At 57.8% G+C, this 19,879-nt stretch carries 17 protein-coding genes; all 17 read right to left on the bottom strand.

The genetic code is table 11. From position 1 onward, the window contains the following. Positions 1-9: 9 nt before the first annotated feature. Positions 10-834, bottom strand: coding sequence for a carbohydrate ABC transporter permease (locus HYZ49_12755; GenBank protein MBI3243156.1), 825 nt, complete (start codon positions 832-834; stop codon positions 10-12). Then, entirely contained in the window at positions 831-1,769 is a 939-nt protein-coding gene (locus tag HYZ49_12750) for a sugar ABC transporter permease (GenBank protein ID MBI3243155.1), read from the bottom strand. The genes HYZ49_12755 and HYZ49_12750 overlap by 4 nt, the downstream gene beginning before the upstream one ends. Before the next feature lie 144 nt (positions 1,770-1,913). Further along, positions 1,914-3,392 carry an extracellular solute-binding protein gene (locus HYZ49_12745; protein ID MBI3243154.1) on the bottom strand — a complete coding sequence of 493 codons (1,479 nt, stop codon included), beginning with the start codon at positions 3,390-3,392 and terminating at the stop codon, positions 1,914-1,916. 136 nt (positions 3,393-3,528) lie between these two features. Beyond that, positions 3,529-4,626 (bottom strand): LacI family DNA-binding transcriptional regulator, encoded by a 1,098-nt coding sequence (locus HYZ49_12740; protein ID MBI3243153.1) that lies wholly within the window; start codon positions 4,624-4,626, stop codon positions 3,529-3,531. 43 nt (positions 4,627-4,669) lie between these two features. Continuing rightward, positions 4,670-5,713 (bottom strand): uroporphyrinogen decarboxylase family protein, encoded by a 1,044-nt coding sequence (locus HYZ49_12735; GenBank protein ID MBI3243152.1) that lies wholly within the window; start codon positions 5,711-5,713, stop codon positions 4,670-4,672. 82 nt (positions 5,714-5,795) lie between these two features. Continuing rightward, complete coding sequence (locus HYZ49_12730; protein ID MBI3243151.1) at positions 5,796-6,980, bottom strand: ROK family transcriptional regulator; 1,185 nt, start codon at positions 6,978-6,980, stop codon at positions 5,796-5,798. A 17-nt stretch (positions 6,981-6,997) separates the two neighbouring features. Beyond that, on the bottom strand, positions 6,998-7,813 hold the full coding sequence (locus HYZ49_12725) for a sugar phosphate isomerase/epimerase (GenBank protein ID MBI3243150.1): 816 nt from the start codon (positions 7,811-7,813) through the stop codon (positions 6,998-7,000). Further along, positions 7,810-8,940, bottom strand: coding sequence for a Gfo/Idh/MocA family oxidoreductase (locus HYZ49_12720; GenBank protein ID MBI3243149.1), 1,131 nt, complete (start codon positions 8,938-8,940; stop codon positions 7,810-7,812). Before HYZ49_12720 ends, HYZ49_12725 begins: the two co-directional genes overlap by 4 nt. A gap of 10 nt (positions 8,941-8,950) precedes the next feature. After that, positions 8,951-10,345, bottom strand: a complete 1,395-nt coding sequence (locus tag HYZ49_12715) for a CehA/McbA family metallohydrolase (protein ID MBI3243148.1) — start codon at positions 10,343-10,345, stop codon at positions 8,951-8,953. A gap of 2 nt (positions 10,346-10,347) precedes the next feature. Then, complete coding sequence (locus tag HYZ49_12710) at positions 10,348-11,196, bottom strand: carbohydrate ABC transporter permease (GenBank protein MBI3243147.1); 849 nt, start codon at positions 11,194-11,196, stop codon at positions 10,348-10,350. A gap of 13 nt (positions 11,197-11,209) precedes the next feature. Then, positions 11,210-12,079 (bottom strand): sugar ABC transporter permease, encoded by an 870-nt coding sequence (locus tag HYZ49_12705; protein ID MBI3243146.1) that lies wholly within the window; start codon positions 12,077-12,079, stop codon positions 11,210-11,212. A gap of 81 nt (positions 12,080-12,160) precedes the next feature. Continuing rightward, positions 12,161-13,645: a carbohydrate ABC transporter substrate-binding protein gene (locus tag HYZ49_12700; GenBank protein MBI3243145.1), complete on the bottom strand. Its 1,485-nt coding sequence runs from the start codon at positions 13,643-13,645 to the stop codon at positions 12,161-12,163. Between the two features lie 416 nt (positions 13,646-14,061). Beyond that, on the bottom strand, positions 14,062-15,069 hold the full coding sequence (locus HYZ49_12695) for an ABC transporter ATP-binding protein (protein ID MBI3243144.1): 1,008 nt from the start codon (positions 15,067-15,069) through the stop codon (positions 14,062-14,064). A 15-nt stretch (positions 15,070-15,084) separates the two neighbouring features. Next, positions 15,085-16,092, bottom strand: a complete 1,008-nt coding sequence (locus HYZ49_12690) for an ABC transporter ATP-binding protein (protein MBI3243143.1) — start codon at positions 16,090-16,092, stop codon at positions 15,085-15,087. Then, entirely contained in the window at positions 16,089-16,934 is an 846-nt protein-coding gene (locus tag HYZ49_12685; protein ID MBI3243142.1) for an ABC transporter permease, read from the bottom strand. The genes HYZ49_12690 and HYZ49_12685 overlap by 4 nt, the downstream gene beginning before the upstream one ends. A 95-nt stretch (positions 16,935-17,029) precedes the next feature. Next, the gene (locus HYZ49_12680) at positions 17,030-18,022 is read right to left on the bottom strand and encodes an ABC transporter permease (GenBank protein ID MBI3243141.1); all 993 of its coding nucleotides are present in this window, start codon (positions 18,020-18,022) and stop codon (positions 17,030-17,032) included. 6 nt (positions 18,023-18,028) lie between these two features. Beyond that, complete coding sequence (locus HYZ49_12675) at positions 18,029-19,612, bottom strand: twin-arginine translocation signal domain-containing protein (GenBank protein MBI3243140.1); 1,584 nt, start codon at positions 19,610-19,612, stop codon at positions 18,029-18,031. Positions 19,613-19,879 lie beyond the last annotated feature (267 nt).

Genomic DNA, 19,879 nt, shown 5'->3' with positions numbered 1-19,879 from the left:
TGTTTGAGATCAACCTTTGATAGCGCCCATCGTCAGCCCGCGCACGACGTAGCGCTGCAGGATAAGCGCCATGATGATGGTCGGCACAATGTACATCACTGCCGAAGCTGACAGGCTGTCCCAGCGGATGCCAAACCGCAGGGACATGTGAGACATGCCGACCGGCATCGTCAAGACCCCCGGTTTTTGGACCATCATGACAGCTAGGCCAAAATCATTCCAACTGATCAGGAAGGAGAAGATGGCGGCCACCGCCAGGCCCGGCGCGGCCAGCGGCAGGACGACGTGATACAACACGCTCAAGCGATTGCAACCATCCACCAGCCCGGCGTCCATCAGTTCGGGGGGCAGGTCTTGAAAAAAGCCTTGCAGGATCCAGATGACCAGCGGCAACTGGCCCGCGACGTGGGCCAGGATCAGGCCGTAGTACGTGTTGGTTAGCCGCAGGCGGGAGAAAAGCAAGTACAGGGGAATGCCCACCGCCACCGCCGGCAGAATCCGCATCAACAGCGTGGAGATGAGCAACGATTGCCGGCCCCGGAAGCGATAGCGGGTAAACCCGTAAGCCGCCAGGGAGCCGGCCGCCAGCGTGATCGAGGTCGAGCTGAGGGCGACCAGCAGGCTGTTGCGGAGGTACGTTCCCACCGGAAACTCTTTCAGAACATTGGAATAGTTCTCCAACGTCGGCTGGGTGGGCAACGAGACGACGAGCAATTCGGAGCGCGGCTTGAATGACCCCAGCGTCAGCCAGATAATAGGAAATAGGAAGACGACCACGGCCCCCAGGATAAGCGCGTAACTCAACACGAGTTGCAAACGTCGTTGGGTCTTCATAGCGCCTCCTCTGTGCTCCGCATCGAACGAATCAGCACCAGGCCGCCCACCAACAGGATGAGGGTCATAATCCAGGCTGTGGCCGTGGCCGTGCCGATGGCGCGATGTACGAAGACCCCCCGGAAAGCATAATACGACAGCACGTCACTTTGAAAGTTGGGGCCGCCCCGAGTCATCACATAGATAATGTCGAAGACGCGAAAGGCGTCCATGCCGCGAATGAGCAGCACCACGAGTATAATCGGCTGGAGCAGGGGCAGGGTGATATGGCGAAAGGCCGCCACGGCGCTAGCGCCGTCAATCCTGGCCGATTCGTAGTATTCGGAGGGGATGGAGAGCAGCCCGGCCAGCATGAGCAGGATGACGAAGGGGACGGTGGCCCAGATGTCTACAATGACGACGCTGTACAGCACCAGATCCGGATCGGCCAGCCACAGCGGCGGCGTGAGGCCCAGTTGCTCAATCAAGTAATTGATGACGCCGAGTTCGCGGTTGTACATGAACTTCCACATCAGGCCCATGACGATGGGCGCGAGCATCATGGGGATGATGAGCAGGGTGCGGATTACCGCCCGGCCGCGCTCGATGGTGGCCAGGGCCAAAGCCAGGGTCAGACCGATGACGAATTCCAGCGGCACGGCCAGGCCTGCATAGATGAACGTGTTCTTGAGCGCCCGCTGAAATTCTTCGCTTTGAATGATCTCAAGATAATTCCCCAGGCCCACGAAATGAAAGTCCTGCGGGCGAGCCAGATCAAAGAAATGGAAACTCATGTAGGCCGAGTAGGCCAGGGGATAAGCGAAGATGGCGAGCAGCAGCAGGAACGCAGGCAGCACCATGAGGAATCCAAAACCGGCGTTACTGAGCCGCCACGCCGACTCAAAGCGGGGAACCGGTTTTTCCGACAACGACGGCGAAGAGGAGTCCGTTTCCATTGATTCTACAGCCAGAGTCGCCGGGGGCTGGCCCCCAGCGCCTCACACAGGAGAGCGTGTGCGAGAAAATCTCTACAGGCGCTAAAGTTGGCACGGGAGGCGCCGTCTCCCATGCCAGTGAGCGAGAGAAGAAGAGGCTGGTGTCTACTTGCCTTGTAACTTGGGCAGCGCCTCGCTGAAGAACTTGTTCTTTTCCAGGATAGCTTTGATCTCCTCGTTCGCGTCATCCAGAGCGGTCTGCGGATCTTTCGCTCCGGTGAGGGCGGCCTGGATGGCGGCCACCTGAACATCCTCGACCTCTAGCCACGAGGGGCCGGTGTCCAACCACTGCACGCCGAGGCCATCTCCCAGGTTGACGTTGATGGCGTTGAGCAGGGTGGGGTCTTGCTTTGCCCAGATTTCCGCCACAGACAGACGCACAGGGTTGCCGTCCTTGCCCTCGGCAAAGGCCAACCCGGCGTGGGGGGAGCTCATCCATTTGGCAAAGGCAATAGCCAGTTCCGGGTTCTTGCTCATTTTGAAGACGTTCCACGACCAGCCGCCGATGTTGCCGCCGTGAATCACCTGGCCCGGCTTGCGCCCGACCATGATCTTGTCCACGACTTTGGACTGCGCCGGGTCCTGGACGATGCCCCACAGGTAGGGCCAGTTGATGGCCATGGCGGCCCGGCCCTGAGCGATCAGCGTGTCAAACTCGCTGTAGTCCATAGTGACGGTATCGAGCGGGTAGATGTGATACTTGTTCTGGTTATCGGTGAGCCAGGTAAGCGCCGCCACCGCCTCGGGCGAGTTGAGGGTGGGGTTGTAGTCTTTGTCGAACTCCCGCCCGCCGAAGGCATACAGATAGTTGTACCATTCCCAGGTGCTGGCCAGATTGGCGATGCCCTTGTAGACCGACCCGTAGACTTCGATGTTGTTCGGGTCGAAGCCGTCTTCGCCGGGGTGCTTGCCGTTCTTGTCCGTCGTCAACTTGATCGCGTATTCGCGGAACTGGTCGTATGTTTCCGGGGGCTTCTTGGGATCCAGCCCGGCTTTCTCGAATAGTTCCGTATTCCAATACAGCAGGTTGGTGTCGGCGATCATCGGCAGGCCGTATAGTTTGCCGGCGATACTGTACTGGGCGATGTCGGCGGCATAGAAATCGTCAACGTCCGGGGGCTTGGGCAGTTCGACGAGATAGCCGCTCAGTCCGAAGTCCTTGGCACCGCCCGCGCCCGTGTGCGTCAAGTCGTAGATGCCGGAGTTGTTCACCAACTCCAGCCGAGTCAGGTCGTAGATTTGATCGCCGGGAAGGGGAACGAACTCCACTGTGGCTCCGGTCAGTTCTTCGAACTCCTTGCGCAGTTTCTCCACCGCCCGATCCTCGCCGTGGAAAAAGGCGCTGAGGACGACAGTGATTTTCTGCCCGTCGAAACGACCGGGGGTGTAATAGGCAATGGCCTCCGGAGACATCTCAATACCGAAATCAAACGCCGGGGCGGCTGTTGGCTCGGGCGCTTTCGTCGGTTCGGGGGCCTTGGTCGGCTCGGGCGCAGTGGTGGCCGTCGGTTGGGCCGGCGCACAACTGGTTACCAGCACAGCCACAAGGGTCAGTGCTGTTAGAAGAGAGTGTCGCGGTTTCATTTGGAACTCCTCCTTGTTTCATTATGCGGGGACAATTCAACGGTTCGGTGTCGTTGTGAAGTCTGGGTTATCTTGTCGGCTGTCACCTCCTATTCTGCCCGAGCAAAATTTGAACTCAATCTTCCTCATCCTCTTTTCAAAAGGCCGCCTTGCCGGTTGATTCTCGAAGAACGAGTTCGGTGGGCAGTTCGTGATGCAAGACGGGCAGGGTTTTTCCTTCCAGCAGATCGATCAGTAGAGTGGTGGCCAGTCTGGCGATCTGGTGGATGGGCTGGCGCACGGTGGTCAGGGGCGGCCAGACCTGCTCTGCGAGGGGCACATCGTCGAACCCGGCCACCGACAGTTCTTTAGGGATTGATATTCCCAGACGATGCGCCACATTGAGCGCCCCGGCGGCCATATCGTCGTTGCTGGCAAAAATGGCGGTGGGTCGCAGGCTCATTTCTAGGAGTTCGCGCCCGCAGGAGATTCCAGATTTGAACGACCAGTCTCCTTGACGTATCAGAGTTGGATCAAAGGGCGCCTGATGTGCCTGCAAGGCGTCCCGGAAACCCGCCAGACGGTCATGACTGGCATGGTGATCGGGATTACCCATGATGAAGCCAATGCGCTGGTGTCCCAGCGACAAGAGGTGTTCGGCCATGTCCCGCGCGCCTCGGTAATCGCTCGCCGAGACGTGCGGCAGAGGTAACTGGCGATCATGGGGCGTCAGGCGGATGAACGGGATATTTCTCTTTTGGAGTGTATCAAGGAGTTCTGGCGCGTTGTCGCACGGCGGTGTGAAGAGATACCCTTCCGCCCGTTGTTGCGCGACCATACGCAACAACTCTTCGCGATCGGCGGGCTTGCTCACGTCAACAAGGCGGGTCATGATCCCATACCCGCGCTGGCGGGCAACTTCCAAGCTTGCCTCCAAGACATCGCTCAAATAAGCCCAGGTCGCGTTGTTGAAAAGGAGGCCGATCACCTTCGAGCGACCACGCGCCAGACGTTGAGCCATGATATTGGGGACATAGGCCAGATCTTCCATTACGGCTTGGACTCGGGCGCGCGTCTCTTCCCCAACCATCGGCTCGTTATTGATGATGCGAGAAACAGTCTTGACTGAAACACCGGACTTGGCGGCTATATCACGAATGGTAGGCATTATCCAAAAAGGAAAAATCCGAGCGAAATTTCCAGAATGACATCGGTATCTGACACCGGTATCAGTATATGAAATAACAATTTCCATGTCAAGCACTAATCTCATTTGCTTGGGCGGGCGCTACAGATTCTTAGGCGTATTGGCCGAAGGTTCGAGCCGTCTCCAGCAGAGCAAAAACATTCTCATCGGGGGTAGTGTGAGGCAAGACGCAGCCCGGGCTGAGGATAAAACCGCCGCCACTGCCCAAGTGTTCAATATCGTAGCGGGCCATTTCTGACACGTTCTCAGGCGTGCCCAGAGCCATGACGCCACTCGGGTCCACCGTGCCGATCAATGTTGTCTTGCCCTGCGCCGTCCGTTTGCAGGCATCGCGATCTATCTTGTAATCCACCTGCAAAAAAATGCTGCCAGTGCCCACCATTGGCTCGATGATTTTGGTGGCGTTGCCGCAGATATGCATCCCGATTTCTTTGCCATCCGTTCGAAGGGTTTCGATGATGCGCTTTTCGTATGGAAAAGCAAAGCGACTGTACACGTCGGGCGAACACACGTCGGGGCCGGCGATGCTTTCGCCCATCATGGTCAGGTGCGCCCCCGCGTCGGTCAGCGCACGAGCGTAGCGGAGCACTTGTTCGGTAGAATATTCCAGCAGGCGATGAATTAAAGACTCTTTGTCGGGATCCAGCAAAGCCGGCAACAACTCTGCCGGGCTAACGATATGTGACGCCAGGCTGAACGGCCCCTGATCGGCTTCAGACAGAAGGCAGACATGATGTCCCAGTTCTTTGGAAATGAGCCGGGTGGCCTTGATAACTTCGGGGAGCGTCCCATCCTGATAAGGGTCAATGGGTTTGAGCTTATCTACCTCCTCCAGGCTTTCGATGGCTGGGGCAATCACCCACGGGGCGGCGTCTTCCGTAAAATCAACCCCACAGCCCACAGCTTGAGCCAGCGCCGCTACGCCATTCTCCACATCAATCATGTCATGTCCGAACTTCTGCCAGGCCTTGATGTGCGCATCGGCCATTTTCTCCCCGTCGAGGCAGTAGTCGCGGATGGTGTAACCACCGATGGTGGCCGCGTGCATGAAGTTCTCCAGGCAAACCGGCACCCGGTCGGGGATGCCGCCCTTCAATACTGTCATGCACCGTTCGAGTGAGGTCATTTCGGCCATAGCCAACCTCCATTAGTTAGTACGGTTTCCGTTATGATTTATCCCGACCCTAAAGGTCTTCGAGACCTTTAGGGTCAAGCCCTTAGTGTACTCGCTTGACCACATAGTATTCCGTCGTTCCGTTCAACACGAGCACGATGGCCCCCATCACCGCCGCCCGGCGGTCGAGCGGCGATGCGACCAGGCGGGGCAGGAAAGGTACCACTCCCTCTAGCCGTTTCAGGATCAACGGGATCAGCAGGTCCGCCGATTTGGCGACACCCCCGCCCAAGATAACTACCTCCGGGTCAAGAATAGAGGCAATGTTGCCGACAGCCAGGCCTAAGAAATCAGCCGTCTCGGCAACAATCTTTTTAGCCCACATCTCATCCCGACGGGCCGCGTTGAAGACATCCTCAGCGGTCAAGCCCCGGGCTTCCTCATGTCTTCCCTCCTCAGTCAACAGCTGGCAGGCCCGCTCTGCAATCCCGGTTCCAGAGGCCAGGCTCTCCAGCGCGCCAAATTGATCATGGCGCCGCCCCAAGAATTGGACGCCTGGTAGCATGTATCCAATCTCGCCAGCGCCCTGGTGATAGCCTCGAAAGAGGGAGCCGCCAATCATAACGCCTGCGCCGATCCCTGTCCCCACCGCGATGCAAATCAGGTTGTTAGCGCCGCGTCCTGCGCCAAATCCCCATTCGCCGAGGGCGGCCAGGTTGACATCATTCTCAACAAAGACGGGGAGATCGAAGCGCTCGGTCAGGATCTTTTGAAGTGGAAGGTCACGCCAGTTCAGGCTTGGCGCCCAGATGACCGTTCCCTCGGGGCTAAGCGTGAGGCCCGGGGCGCCAACGCCAACGCCTCGGATTCTCTGCCCGGGAGGGCGTGGAGTGTTCAGAAGTTGTTCAATCAGTTCGCATAAACGCTCCACGTGGTCGTCACTGCCATTCTCGTGAGGAAGGTAAATCTCATGCCGAATATTCCCGGACAGATCGGCCAAAGCGCCAACCATCTTGGTTCCCCCCAAATCCACGCCAATGACAGCATAGGCGTTGCCGTTGAAATTCAGAAGTGAGCGCGGGCGTCCGCGCGTTGCCTCGCTGGCACCACTGGGGCGCACGAGGTCCTCCTCCATCAAATCCTCCACGATGCGCATCACGGTTGGCAAACTCAGATTAAGCAGATGAGCGAGTTGGGAACGCGAGATAGGCTCCTTTTCACGAATTAGATCCAAGATCGCTGAACGGTTGATATGCCGCATGGTGGCCGCGGTTGCAACTTGATTCATTGAAATTCCATTCTCCTTTAGAGCGGCGAAGCCAGCCAGCGCCGCAACATCGGCAGCGCAGTTCTGAGTTCCTCCGTCGGGTCATGATCAAAAGCGTGATTCTCCACGCTGTAATCGCCGCTGTAGCCGATTTTTTTCAAAGCCTGGACGCTGGCCTCCAGCGGCGCGCATCCCTGGCAGTAGCCGCAGTTGATATGCTCGCCTGGCGCTTGCACGTCTTTCAGGTGGACATGGAAAATATGGTTGCTCAACGCTTCGATGGCTTTGACGGCATCGTATCCCTGGGTGGCATACCAGCCGGTGTCAACGGCGGTTCCAATCCGGCCCTCCCCGCCGCCCCCAATCTTGTCCAACATTTCCTGCGGCGTTTTCTCAGGATGGTTTTCAAACGCCAGCCGCAAATCATATTCTTTCAGCGTTGCGATCACAAAGGCGCGTTCACTAAACAGCAGGGTCGTCGTTCCGCTGAGGAGTTGGGTTTTGACACCGGAGGCCAGTTTACAGGCGGCCACGAAATCCTCCCGGGTGGCCCCGAACTCCCCGCCGATGCTGGTTGCCGCCATATAGTGTTGTTCAAGCAGGCGGCGGGCGATGACGATATGCTCTTCACTTGCCCAGCGCCAACTCAACTGGCCCGGCGTCCACACGTCCAGCGCGTCGAACCCAAGCGCCTTCACGTCGAGAATGAGTTGCTCGAACCGTTTGGCGAACGTCTCCAACGGCCTATAGAACTCGTTGACGGCCCGCACACAAGTCTCCCAACTGTCATGCGGACGGGGGTAGCCGTTCTGTTTGGCGACAAAGCTTGAGCAATTCAATGATATTTTGTTCATGGGTTATACTGCGCCGCCTCACCGCCCAGACCCGCCGGTTTGAGCGCGGCGAAAATCTTTTGCAACAGGACTATATCCGCGCGGGCGTCGGATGCATCCGTCAGCGGCGGCGTGTCGTTCACGATGCAGTGATGAAACGCGATGAGTTCTTCCCTGAACGCTTCTGCATACGACACCTGAACGCGCTTCTCGAACGCCGCGCCGTTTTCCATCCCCTGCAAAACAACCGGCGCGGGAAAATTTTTCAAATAGGGTGATGGGAACTGAATGCGCAGCCGGTTGGCCGGGGACATCACGGCAATCTCCTGCGAATAATCGCGCAGTTCTGGCAGATAAGTCCATGTGTAAACAGCACGGACATTGCCCGAATATTTCAACACTGTCGTGATAGAGGCCTCCCGTTGCCCGGCAGGCCACAGCTCCGCGAACAACACTTCTTCCGGCTCGCCCAACAACCCGCGCAGTGCGTTGCAGTCGTGTACCAGACTGCCCAGAAACAGATCGGCGTAGAGAGCGCGCAGGGTGGGAGAGACTTCGCCCACTGCTTCAATAACCTGCCTGTCCTCGGCTTCGCGGATGGGCCGGAGCGCCTCGGCGGGCACGTCGTCAAAGTGGAGGATGTCGTGAATGCTCACGAAATCATCTTCTGCCGGGTGCAGCGTGTTGAGTTGGACATAGCGGATGTCTTGCAGTTCCCGAATTTTCTGTTGCGCGTAGAGGTAGCCGGGGTCGTACCGCTTCATGTAGCCAACCATCACCTTTGATTTGGTTTGGGTTGCGGCGTGAATAATCTCGTCGGCTTCGCGCGCGGTGTAGCACAGGGGCTTCTCTGCAAAAACGTGTTTTCCCCCGCGAACGGCGGCCAACACCTGCGGATGATGATTGCCGCCGGTCAACACGAGCGCCGCCTCAATATCCAAAGCCAGCAAGTTCTTGTAGTCGGTAAAACGGCAGTCCTCGGGAATGCCGTATTTCTCCCCTATGGCTTGCAACACACCGGGCGACAGATCGCTGAGAGCCGCGATCTCAAATAAATCGGGCAGACTCTGCAGATACGGCAGGTGCATCATCTGGGCGATGCCGCCACAGCCGATCACACCCACGCGCAGACGTTTGGAGTTGCTCATCGGGAACCGTTTACTCTTTGTATAGCGGATTGGTCAGGGCGAGCAGATCGCCCTCGGCGTCATAGCCCTGGCGCAGTTCCAGCCGACACCACCGATGCGGCGACACCTGCTCAATCGTAACCCTGCCGCCCGGCGGTTGCAGATTCCATGACCCGTTTGAAGCCCCATCGGACACGAGCCAGAGCGTGGCCGGCGGGGCCAGTTCACGCACCTCGACCGCGAGTGTCGCGGACTCATTTCGCGGAATCGAATCGCCGGGCAAGGAGGTCTCGAACCCGCCCGGAGTTCGGGCCGTGAAATATATCTCCGGCCCGCAAGACAGAAACGCCCGGCCCTGGCTTAACGCCCGCAGGATTTCTCGCTCGCCGAGGCCCTCGACGTAAACCCATGTGAATGGAATGTCCTTTTGCCAATATTGCTCCGCGTGATGATTATCCGTCCCGGCAATCGCCGTCACGCGGAAACCTTCGTTGAGCAAGTCGGTCCAAAGCTCGAGCGCGGCGGGATTGTAGATGCCCTCCGCGCGCCACGGCCCGTTCCAGATTTCGAAGCCATCAACCTGACTAAAATCAGTCCCGATGAAATCCCAATGACAACCAGTGCAAGCCGGGTTGCCGACGGCGCACGGGTGGTTGACGACAAAGAGCGCCTCCTGCCGATGCGCCTGCTCGATGATCGTGCGCACGCCAAACGCGCGCCTCGGCGTGCGCCAGTCAATCCACTCCTTAATGCCCAGCACATTGGCGTGGCCGAAGAACATGGTGCACTCCATGCCGCGCACCGCCAGCAATCCCTCCGGCCAGGTTGTATCTGAGGCAAGCCAGCTCAGGGTGTTGTGGCTGGTCAGTGCCAGAAAATTTAGGCCGCGACTCGCAGCGGCTCTCGCCATATCTGTTACGGTGCTTCCGCCATCACAGTGGACGCTGTGGCTGTGGAGGTCGCCCTTGTACCACCCCGGTTTGCGGCGAACCTGAGTTGGGCCGGCGACTCGCCGACGAGGGTCTGTAACGGCTGGCGTGTCGCCAGGCTGAACTTCTGCCGTCACGGCCAACTCGTACTCGCACCAGCCCCGGCCCTCTCCATCGTTGAGAATTTCGTGTGCGTCAATCACCACCTGCCACTCCCCAGCGTAGACCGGGCCGGGGAAAAAACCGGGGGTGGCCTGCCCGCCGGCCACAAACACCTCCTGCTCCACCTGCCAGCGATGAGCCGCCCCACGAAACCCCAGCGGGTCAAAAAGGGAAAGCGTGAGCAAATTTTGAAAAGCCCCAACTGCGCCCGGCGCAAAACGGAAATGAATCCGAAGCCGCGCCGAATCGGGGGGAACCGAGAAGGGAAATGCATGATGCCGCTGGCGATCCCGGTCACTCAGCCGGCCTTGTTCCTGAATGCAGATTACGTTCATTCTTAACCCTTGATCGCACCGCCGACAAGGCTCTTGTGAATCTGTTCCTGAAGAAGAACGTAGATGATGATACTTGGCAGGAGCGTCAACACAACCGCCGCCAAGAGAGTCGGGTAATCGTACGAGAACGTGTTGACGAAGAACCTTAGAGCGTAAGAAAGCGTCCGCGTCTCTTCGGATTGCGTGAGCAGAAGCGCGAAGAGGAACTCGTTCCACGAATTGAGGAAGATGAGCACGCCGGAGCTGGCAATCGCCGGCGTGGTCAGCGGCAGCATCACTCTTGTGTAAGTTTGCAGGAAACTCGCGCCATCCAGCACCGCCGCTTCTTCCAACTCCTTCGGGAGGGACTTGAAGTAGCTGTGCATGACAAAAATGGCCGTCGGCAGGCCCTTCACCGCGTATACCAGAATCAATCCCCACAACGTATCGTACAGGCCGAGCGTGCGAACGATCAGCGTGATGGGCTGTTGCATCGGGATCAGTGAGATCAACATCGAAGAGATGAGGACGGCATAGATGGCGTTTCGGCCAGGGAACTCGTAGCGGGCCAGCACGTAGGCGGCCATGCCGAAAATCGCAATGGCCGCAACCGTCGCCAGCGTTGAAACGAAGAGCGAGTTGAAAAAGAACAACAGGAACCGAGAGCGCGTCACGGCATTGACGTAGCCGGCGAGGGAAAAATGCGCCGGCCACGACAGAGCCGAGTCCAAAACCTCGACGTTGGTTTTGAAGGACGACAGCACCACCCAGGCGAAGGGGGCCAGGGAGATGAACACCACAAAAAGGATGAGGCCGTATCTGAGCGCGGCATCCACGAACCCGATAAGCCGACGTGAGAGGGACAAACTCATTTGCGCCTGCCTCCTAATCCGCCGGCTCGCTCAAGCGGAAAGCCCGCGAGACCAGATAGAAGGCCAGCAGCCCCATGACCAACAGGATCACGCCGACCGCATTGGCATAGCCATATTTGTAGCGGACGGTGGCCTGGTTGTAGATCATCAGCCCCAGGCTCATGGTCTGGTTGTTCGGCCCGCCCCCGGTGGTGAGATAGACGTAATCGAACATCTTGAAGACCTCGGTGACGGCGATGATGATGCCGACGCCGATGATGTTCTTGAGAAGCGGGAGATGAATATGCCAGTCCACTTGATTGTCAGTCGCGCCGTCAATCAGAGCCGATTCGCGGAGATCGGGCGGTATGCCGGACAGTTCGGCCATCGTGATCAAAATGATCACCCCGGCATACAGCACCCAGACTGCCGTCACCGCAAAGAATGCGGTCTCCGGCTCGAAATACCAGTGGACGAGGAAATCCTTGAAGCCGAGGGCGCGAATGGATTCGTTGACAAGACCGATGCCGGGATTGAAGAGGAAAGAATAAATGAGCGCCAGGGCCGCGGGCGGAATCAAGTTGGGCAACATGCTCGCCGACCGGGTGAACCGCCAGCCAAACGGTTTTCGGTGCAGGACGAGAGCCACCAACACGCCGAAGGGCACGTGGATGCCGGCCGCAATCAATCCCCACAACAGAGAGTTGCGGATGGCAAGTTGAAACTGCTTGCTTTGAATCAGATTCCAATAATTCTCCAGGCCGATGAACTCGATAGCGCCAAAGCCGTTCCACTTCGTAAAGCTGGTGGCGATCACGGTCACGATCGGAATCGCGTAAATCAGCCCGAACAGTACGAGGGTGGGCAGGAGAAACAGCGCGATCCAGAATGTAGGCCGTCTCATTTCGGAACGCCCGGTACAGACCTGTCAGGTCTGCTCCTTAAGACCTGACAGGTTGTATTCGACAGCGCCTCAACGAACTGGCTAGTTTCCTTCTTTGGCCGCGTCGGTCAACTGCTGAACAAACTCTTCCGCCGTGATATTACCCAAGGCAAGTTGCGGCAGGCCCTGGACAATGGTCTCGTTCTGGATGATGGTGTTCCACTGGCCTTGGTAGTTAGGCAGAACCGGCGCATGGTTCACCTGAACCAGCGTCAGCAATTTCGCCGCCAGCGGATCCAGCAGAGCCAAATCCTCCGAGGTCATCGCAAGATTGGGGGCGGTGGAGCCGAGGCGGATCACCCGTTGCCGCACGACTTCGCGCGAGAGCATAAACTCGATGAATTTAGCGGCGGCGTCCTGCTCTGCCTGAGAATAGCCTTTGGTGATCGCCCAGTCGCCAAGCTGGAGGCCGGTGTCGTCAACGGCGATGTTGCCCGGATACAGGGCCACGTCAATCTTGTCGCCAAATCCCGGCGACGACTTGCTGGGGTCCCTGAAGTCGCCAATCATCCAGGGGCCGTTGGGCATCATGGCCGTTTTTCCGCTCAGGAAGTTGTTGGCGGCCAGAGGGTAGGCGCTGCCAATCGCGTCGGGGGTCGAGTACGCAAAAAGCCGGCCCGTGTCCCGGGACGCGTCAACCATGCACGGAAGATTGAAGTCGTCAGGGAATTTGAGGTCGAGAAAGGCTTTACAGTCCGCCGAGCGGGCCATCAGCGCCTCGAACACCAGCATCGCGCTCCAGCCCGTGTCTTCCGTATGAAGCGAAAGAGGCGTAACACCTGCCGCCTTCAGCTGATCCATCGCATCAAAAAACGCCTCCCAGCTTCCGGGGAACTGCGTAATGCCTGCCTGGGCGAACAGCTCCGTGTTGTAAAAAATCCCGACGGGGGTCACCCAGGCGTCGGGCGCGGCGACGAGCTGGCCGTCAATGGTATTCAGCTCGACCGAAGACTGGAGAGCGATCTCCTTCCACTCCGTCGAGGCATCGAAGTAAGGCTTGAGGTCAATGATCTCGCCGTTCTTGAGCCAAAGGTCGGCCAGAGTCGGGTCCCGTTTCAACGTCACGATGATCGGCAGGTTACCCGAGGCGGCGTAATCGGTTTTCAGTTTTTCGACATAGTCGTGCTGGCCGGGGACATACTCGACCTCCGCCTTGATTTTGCCCTCGTACTTCTTGTTGAAGCAGTCCAGCGCATCAGTGAACAGCTTATCGCTGGGAGAATCCCCGCCGCCGACCCACCAGACGAAGCTGAGGGTCACCGGCCCGCCGCTGAAATCGGCCGGGGCGCAATTCATGGCAAAGGGATCGCCAGCGGGTGCGGGGGTTGAGGTCACCTCGACCGGCTGCTCGACAACGCGGGTGACTTCAACCGGGACTTCAACCGTCTCCTTTACGACCGCCGTTTCGACCACCTTTTCCGGGGTCGGCGTGGCGCAAGCGCCGAGGATCAGGCTCAGTACGACAATAACCCCCAACATCACGACTAGCCTGTTTTCCTTTTGAGTGGATGAGTAGTTGGTGTTCATCCTGGTTTCTCCTTCCTTGAAATTTAGACTGATCAGGTTCATTCGCTATTCTGGAGGAGCGGAATGTCAGAACTCATCACGTTACATCATCACCTCCTGTCTCTCATAGTTGTGCGCTCACTCGCGGTTGCCGTTTGTTACTCTTTGAGGCGTCAAGGCAAGTAAGAATGGTTGATATGGCACCAGCCCACTACGGCCAGGGCATTTAGCCGACTCAGTCTTCGTTAACTCATTGATGGCAGTATGCAAATTTAGAAGAGGCGAAAGCATCACACTACTTAGTTACTATATGTTAATAAGTAATTATAGATTGCATTTGAATCGCGTCAATACAGAACAAAAATTCATATTTAGGATTTACACGGTTGCCGAACTATGATTCTGTCAATGTTACAGGTATCAATGCGCACGCCGAGCTAAGTGCTTAAAGCGCCTTGCCTTTTCGCCAATTCGGCTACTGGAATCTGGCAGTAGATAGCATGAGCCGGGCCGACCGTCTGCCAGGGCGGCATCTGCTGATCACAGATTGGCCCGACTCGATGGGGGCATCGGGACGAGAACGGGCAACCGATTTTGTTTTCTACGTTTAGCTGCTCGAAGGGCGATTCTCGATAACTTGAGAAAGAACGGCCAGGCTCCGGTTCGGGCACAGACTGCAATAGCATCTCGGTGTAAGGATGAAAAGGCGGTGTGAACACTTCCGCCGCCGCGCCCTGCTCCATCAGCCGTCCACGATAGAGCACCAGGACGCGATGCGCCAGCCAGCGCACCACAGCCAGGTCGTGAGCGATGAACACGTAGGCAATGCCCCGCCTGGCTTGCAATTCGCGCAACAGGTCGAGAATGCTGGCTTGCACTGAAACGTCCAGGGCCGAGACAATCTCGTCACACAAAATCAACTTCGGTTCGGCGGCCAGCGCCTGGGCAATCGCCACCCGTTGCCGCTCGCCGCCGCTGAGTTGGCCGGGGAAGCGATGCATGTAACTGGGATTCAAATGCACGGCCTCAAGCAACTCCTCAACACGGCGGGTCTTGGCTGAATCGGCGAGGCCGAAGAAGAATTCGAGGGGACGCCCCAGAATGTGCGATATACGGCGGCGGGGGTTGAGTGAGGCGTCTGGGTTTTGAAAGACAAACTGAATCTGGCGGTGTAGTTCTTTCGACCGTTGCTCGATGGGCGCCGTGATGTTTTGATTTTCAAAAAGAATTTGCCCCCGCGTGGGAGCCAGCAAGCCGGCGATGGCCCGGGCGAGAGTGGTCTTGCCGCTGCCGCTTTCGCCCACCAGCGCCACGGTTTCTCCACCCGCAACAGTAAAAGACACGTCGCGAATGACGGCTTGAGGTTTCCGGCCTAAAAATGGCAGGCCGCCTCGGGCTTCATAGGCAATATCCAGATCGTGTATCTCCAACAACGCTGTGCTCATGTCTGTGAAAGGAAGTTATCCAGTAGCAACCGCGCTCTCAAGGTCGGCGACGCGCGGCCACAGCCAACAGGCGGCTTGGTGGTCGTCCCGGACGTCCTCCAACAACTGAGGGTGAGCGAAGCATTCGGATTGAGCGTAATGGCAACGGGGCGCGAAGCGACAGCCCGGCGGCAACTCTTCTCGCCGCAACAGGCCCCGCAACCGGCGTTGGTTTTCATTCGGGGCGCTGACACGCGGCACGGCGGCGATAAGCCCGCGAGTGTAGGGGTGACGAGGATTGTGAAAGAGTTCGGCCGTTGAGGCCACTTCGACGAGTTCCCCGGCATACATCACTGCCACCCGGTCACAAATCTGTGCCAGCACGCCCAGGTTGTGGGTAACATACAACATACTCATACCGTACTCGGTCTTCAGGCGGATCAGTAATTTGAGGATGAGCGCCTGAGTTGTCACATCCAGGGCCGTCGTCGGCTCATCCAGAACAAGCAGTTTGGGATTGCAGGCCAGGGCCATGGCGATGACCACCCGTTGTTGCTGGCCGCCGCTTAACTGGTGAGGATAGCGTTTGGCGATGGCTTGCGGCTGGGGCAACCCGATCCGGGCGAAGAGTTCGATGGTTCGTTCTTCCGCTTCTCGTCCAGCACAAACGTGATGGGCCTCCAGCGTTTCAACAATCTGGTGCCCGACTCGCAGGGAGGGGGTGAGACTGCTGGCCGGGTTCTGTGGCACAAGGCAGATTTTGACTCCGCGAATAGATTGCAACTCACGCGTATTTAGGCCAAGCAGATTGCGCCCCTCGAACTGAATGTTTCCTTCCCGGATACGACTGCCGGGGCGACGATAGCCAAAGAGCGAATAAGCCGTCGTGGATTTCCCGCAACCGGACTCGCCCGCCAAGCCGAGAGTCTCACCGGGGCGGATGCTGAAGGAAACGCGATTTACGACGTTGGCCCAGCCGTGTTGGTCATAAAAGTCAACCGTCAGGGATTGGACATGAATGGCGGCATCGGTTGACGACGTCATGCGTTTTGTTCTCTCCGGGCCGACAAGCCCAGTGTTTCACTGATGCTCTCTGTGAACAGACTCAGGGCAACCACGAGTGAGGCGAGCGCCAGCGACGGGCTGAGCACTGTCCACGGCGCAGTGACAATGTAGGCCCGACCCTCGTTAATCATTAGCCCCCATTCCGGCGTGGGCGGGGCCGCGCCGAAGCCCAGAAAACTTAATCCGCCGATGAACAATACGGCGTAGCCCGTTCGCAATGAAAACTCGACAAGGACGCTTGATAAGACGTTGGGCAATAATTCCTGCGCCGCAATCGTCCAGGCCGACTCGCCTCGAAGCCGGGCAATCGTCACGAAGTCTTCTGCCACCACACTCAAAGCGGCCGCCCGGACGACGATGGCTACCCGTGGCGTGAAGAAGAAGGCGACGGTGAGGACAACCACTAAATAACTGGAGCCTAGCGCGCCCAAAACCAAGAGCGAAAGGATGAGGGGTGGAATGCTCAAAAGGATTTCAACCACGCGCATCACCGCTTCATCCACCCAATTGCGAAGATAGGCCAAAAGCAAGCCCAGGGCGGCGCCGCCGATGACGGACAGGCTTGCCGCCGACAAGCCCAAGCCGAGGACGATCTGCTCGCCATGCACGAGGCGGCTGAACACATCGCGCCCAAAGTTATCCGTTCCCAGGAGGTGCTCGGCTGAAGGAGGTGAAAAGGGTTTGCCTGTCAGCATTTTGGCAGGCGCATAGGGCGCCCACAACGGCCCGGTCAGTGCCGTGAGGCCATGGAGCAACAACACTGCCGTCGCAATAAGAAACACCGGCGACTGGCGGCCCAACCAGAAAAACAATTTTTGCAACGCCTTTCGGTGTTGGTTTACGGCTACGGCTTGCATAAGCACAGGCAGACCTTGAAGGCCATCGCGAAGCAGACCCTTATGCTCTTTGCGATAACTCAACCCGTTCGCAGTCGAGGGTTGAGCGCGGCGGTCACCAGATCAGCTCCGAGGTTGGCCAGGATGTACACCGAGGCCAGGATCATGGCGATGGCTTCAATTACCGGTGTATCCAACAGGCGAATCGAGTCGACCAACAGTTGCCCAATGCCGGGAAAGGTAAAGATGTTTTCCACCAGCACCACGCCGCCGATGAGCCAGGCGATGTTGATGACGGTGACGCGGAGCGCCGGGCCAAGAGCATTGGGCAAGGCGTGAAGCATGATGACGCGCTGCTGAGACAACCCTTTGAGTGTCGCCATGCGGACGTAGTCTGAATCCAGCACGGCGATCAGGCTGGTTTGCATCATTCTCACGGCGTAAGCCGTCATGGACATTGTGAGTGTGACCGCAGGCAGAGCAAGCATTCGCAGGAGTTCTGGAAATGATTGCGCCTGATCGATCAGCGACAGAGGTGGAAACCAGGGAATCATCACCGTGAACACGAGCAACAGCAGAATGCCGATCACGAACTCCGGCGCCGCCGTCCCGACCAGCACCAACACCGAGAGCGAGTCGGCAAAACGGCGTCCGCGATAAATGGCGGTGATAACGCCTAAAAGCAGGCTCGCTGGCACGTACAAGATCAAAGCTACTGTGGCGAGGATAAGGGTGTTCTTCAAACGGGATAACACCATGTCGGCCACAGGCCGCTCGGTCCGACCGCCCGCCGAGGCCACGGAAGCGGGTATATGGGAGACTAACGAAACGCCCCAGTTGCCGCGCACAAAGTCACTGACCCATAAGCCGTATCTTACCCAGGGTGGCCGGTCAAGCCGCATCTGCTCCCGCAATACTTTCACTCGTTCCGGTGTGGCGTTCTGCCCGAGGATGCGGGTGGCCGCATCCCCGGGCAGCCATTCGACGGCCCAAAAGATGATGAGCGAAACTGCCAACAAGGTGATAACTGACAGCCCCAACCGGGGCAAGATCAGGCGCAGCGCGTAGCGCATGGCTGGCTAGCTGGCGAGGTCAATCGGGCGGAAGTCGTGATAGGGTGTGCCGGATGGCAACCAGCCGACAACGTTCTTGCGCGTAGCGTTGATAGTGCTGACCATGTAGGGAACCAGGTGGCCGCCTTCATCTACGATTTGTTGTTGCGCTTGTTGATAGAGAGCTTTGCGCTGATCATAGTCCAGCGTAGCGCGCGCCTGGGCAAACAGGTCATCCCAATCCTTATTGCGCCAGTGGATTTCGTTCCAGTCCGCGGCGGACAAGTATAGAAGCGCCAACATGCCGTCGGTGGGCCGGGCAATGTAGGCGCTGACAAACATCGGCTCCTTCAGCCAAACGACATCCCAGTACGTGTCTGCCGGGCGGATGTCCAACTCAAGGGTGATACCGGCCTCAGCCGCGAACTGCTGGTAGACAGTAGCGAACTCGACAAAGCGGGCCTGAACATCGGAGACGACCACCTTGACGGTGAGGCCGTCGGGATAACCGGCTTCGCTGAGGAGTTGTTTGGCCCTGGCGATATCATGCTCTCGCACACCCCGCACACCATACTCGAGTGTTGAAGAAATCGGGATGTCGTTGACCAACGTGCCGTAGCCCTGCGCCACCAAGTCGAGCATCCCCTGGCGATCCATTGCGTACTTCATCGCCAATCGCACGCGATTATCGTCGAAGGGCGGCTGGTCAATCTGCATGGCGATCAGTTCCATGTTGCCCTTGGGTTGGAGAACGATAGTCGTATCCGAGCCTGATTTCAATGCCTCCAGGTCGGTGAACGGCGGGTCCTCGACGATCTCCACCTGGCCTGCCTGCAGGGCCGCAATGCGTGAGGGCGCTTCTGGAATGGAGAGCAATTCGAGAGCGTCCGCTTTAGGGAAGCCCGCCTGCCAGTAATTCTCATTCTTGACGAAGAGGGTTGGGGTCTCGCCGGGGGTGAATTTGTTGAGTTTGAAGGGGCCGGTGCCGTTGGCGGTTGCCTTCAAGTCATCGTTGCTGGCGCCGTCCGGGACGATATAGGCCTGGCGAAACACGGTGCTCAAAGGGAAGTCAACGTTGGGTTGCTTGAGTTTGAAGCGCACCGTGTAGTCGTCTACAGCTTCAATTCCATCAGAGTCTAAACTAGACAGATTGCCCGCGCCGGGCGAAGCCACATTCGGATCAAGCAGGCGGCGATAAGAATAGACGACATCCTTAGACGTAAATTTTTCTCCGTTGTGGAACGTCACGCCCTGGCGCAATTTGAAGGTCCATTCACCGCCGGTGGCATTGGGTTCCCACGATTCGGCGAGCGATGGCGTCGCCTTCAAGGACTCATCAAACTGGGCCAACTGTTCGTAGACGGCGGAGATCAACCGCCCATCATGAGAGGTGTTGTTGAAAGCAGGGTCGGCGGTGTCTGCCGAGGTCGCCTTGCCGCTCATCACGAAACGCACTGTCTTGAGCGCTTTGGCGACGGTGGGCTGAATTTGGGCGGTCGGCGCGGTAGTCGGAGTAGCCGTCGGCCCACATGCGGCGAGAGTCGCCCCCATCGCCGCGAAGCCAGCAGTCTTGAGAAATTGACGTCGGGTCATTTTGCGTTTGGTTGACATGTTCTCCTCCTATGCAAGAAAGTACAGGGTTGATTCTTGGCAGTAGTTGATAACACCTTATTCACTCTCGACCTTTCATTCACCTCCCTCTGTCAAACTATCAAAACACAACATTGCAGAGTTTACAGAATTTTGAAATCCATGATTGGCGACTCTACAGGCATGCAAGCTTTTTTCTCATGTGTAGTTATCAAATTGTAATATCATGTATACATGATACAATAAAGTGGGTTATAATACAAGCACCTTTACGCTAAAATTTTGGGA

It is taken from the genome of Chloroflexota bacterium (assembly GCA_016197225.1).
Lineage (GTDB): Bacteria > Chloroflexota > Anaerolineae > Anaerolineales > VGOW01 > VGOW01.
The sequence above is the reverse complement of the archived record's forward strand: the minus strand, read 5'-3'. Positions and strand labels throughout refer to the sequence as shown.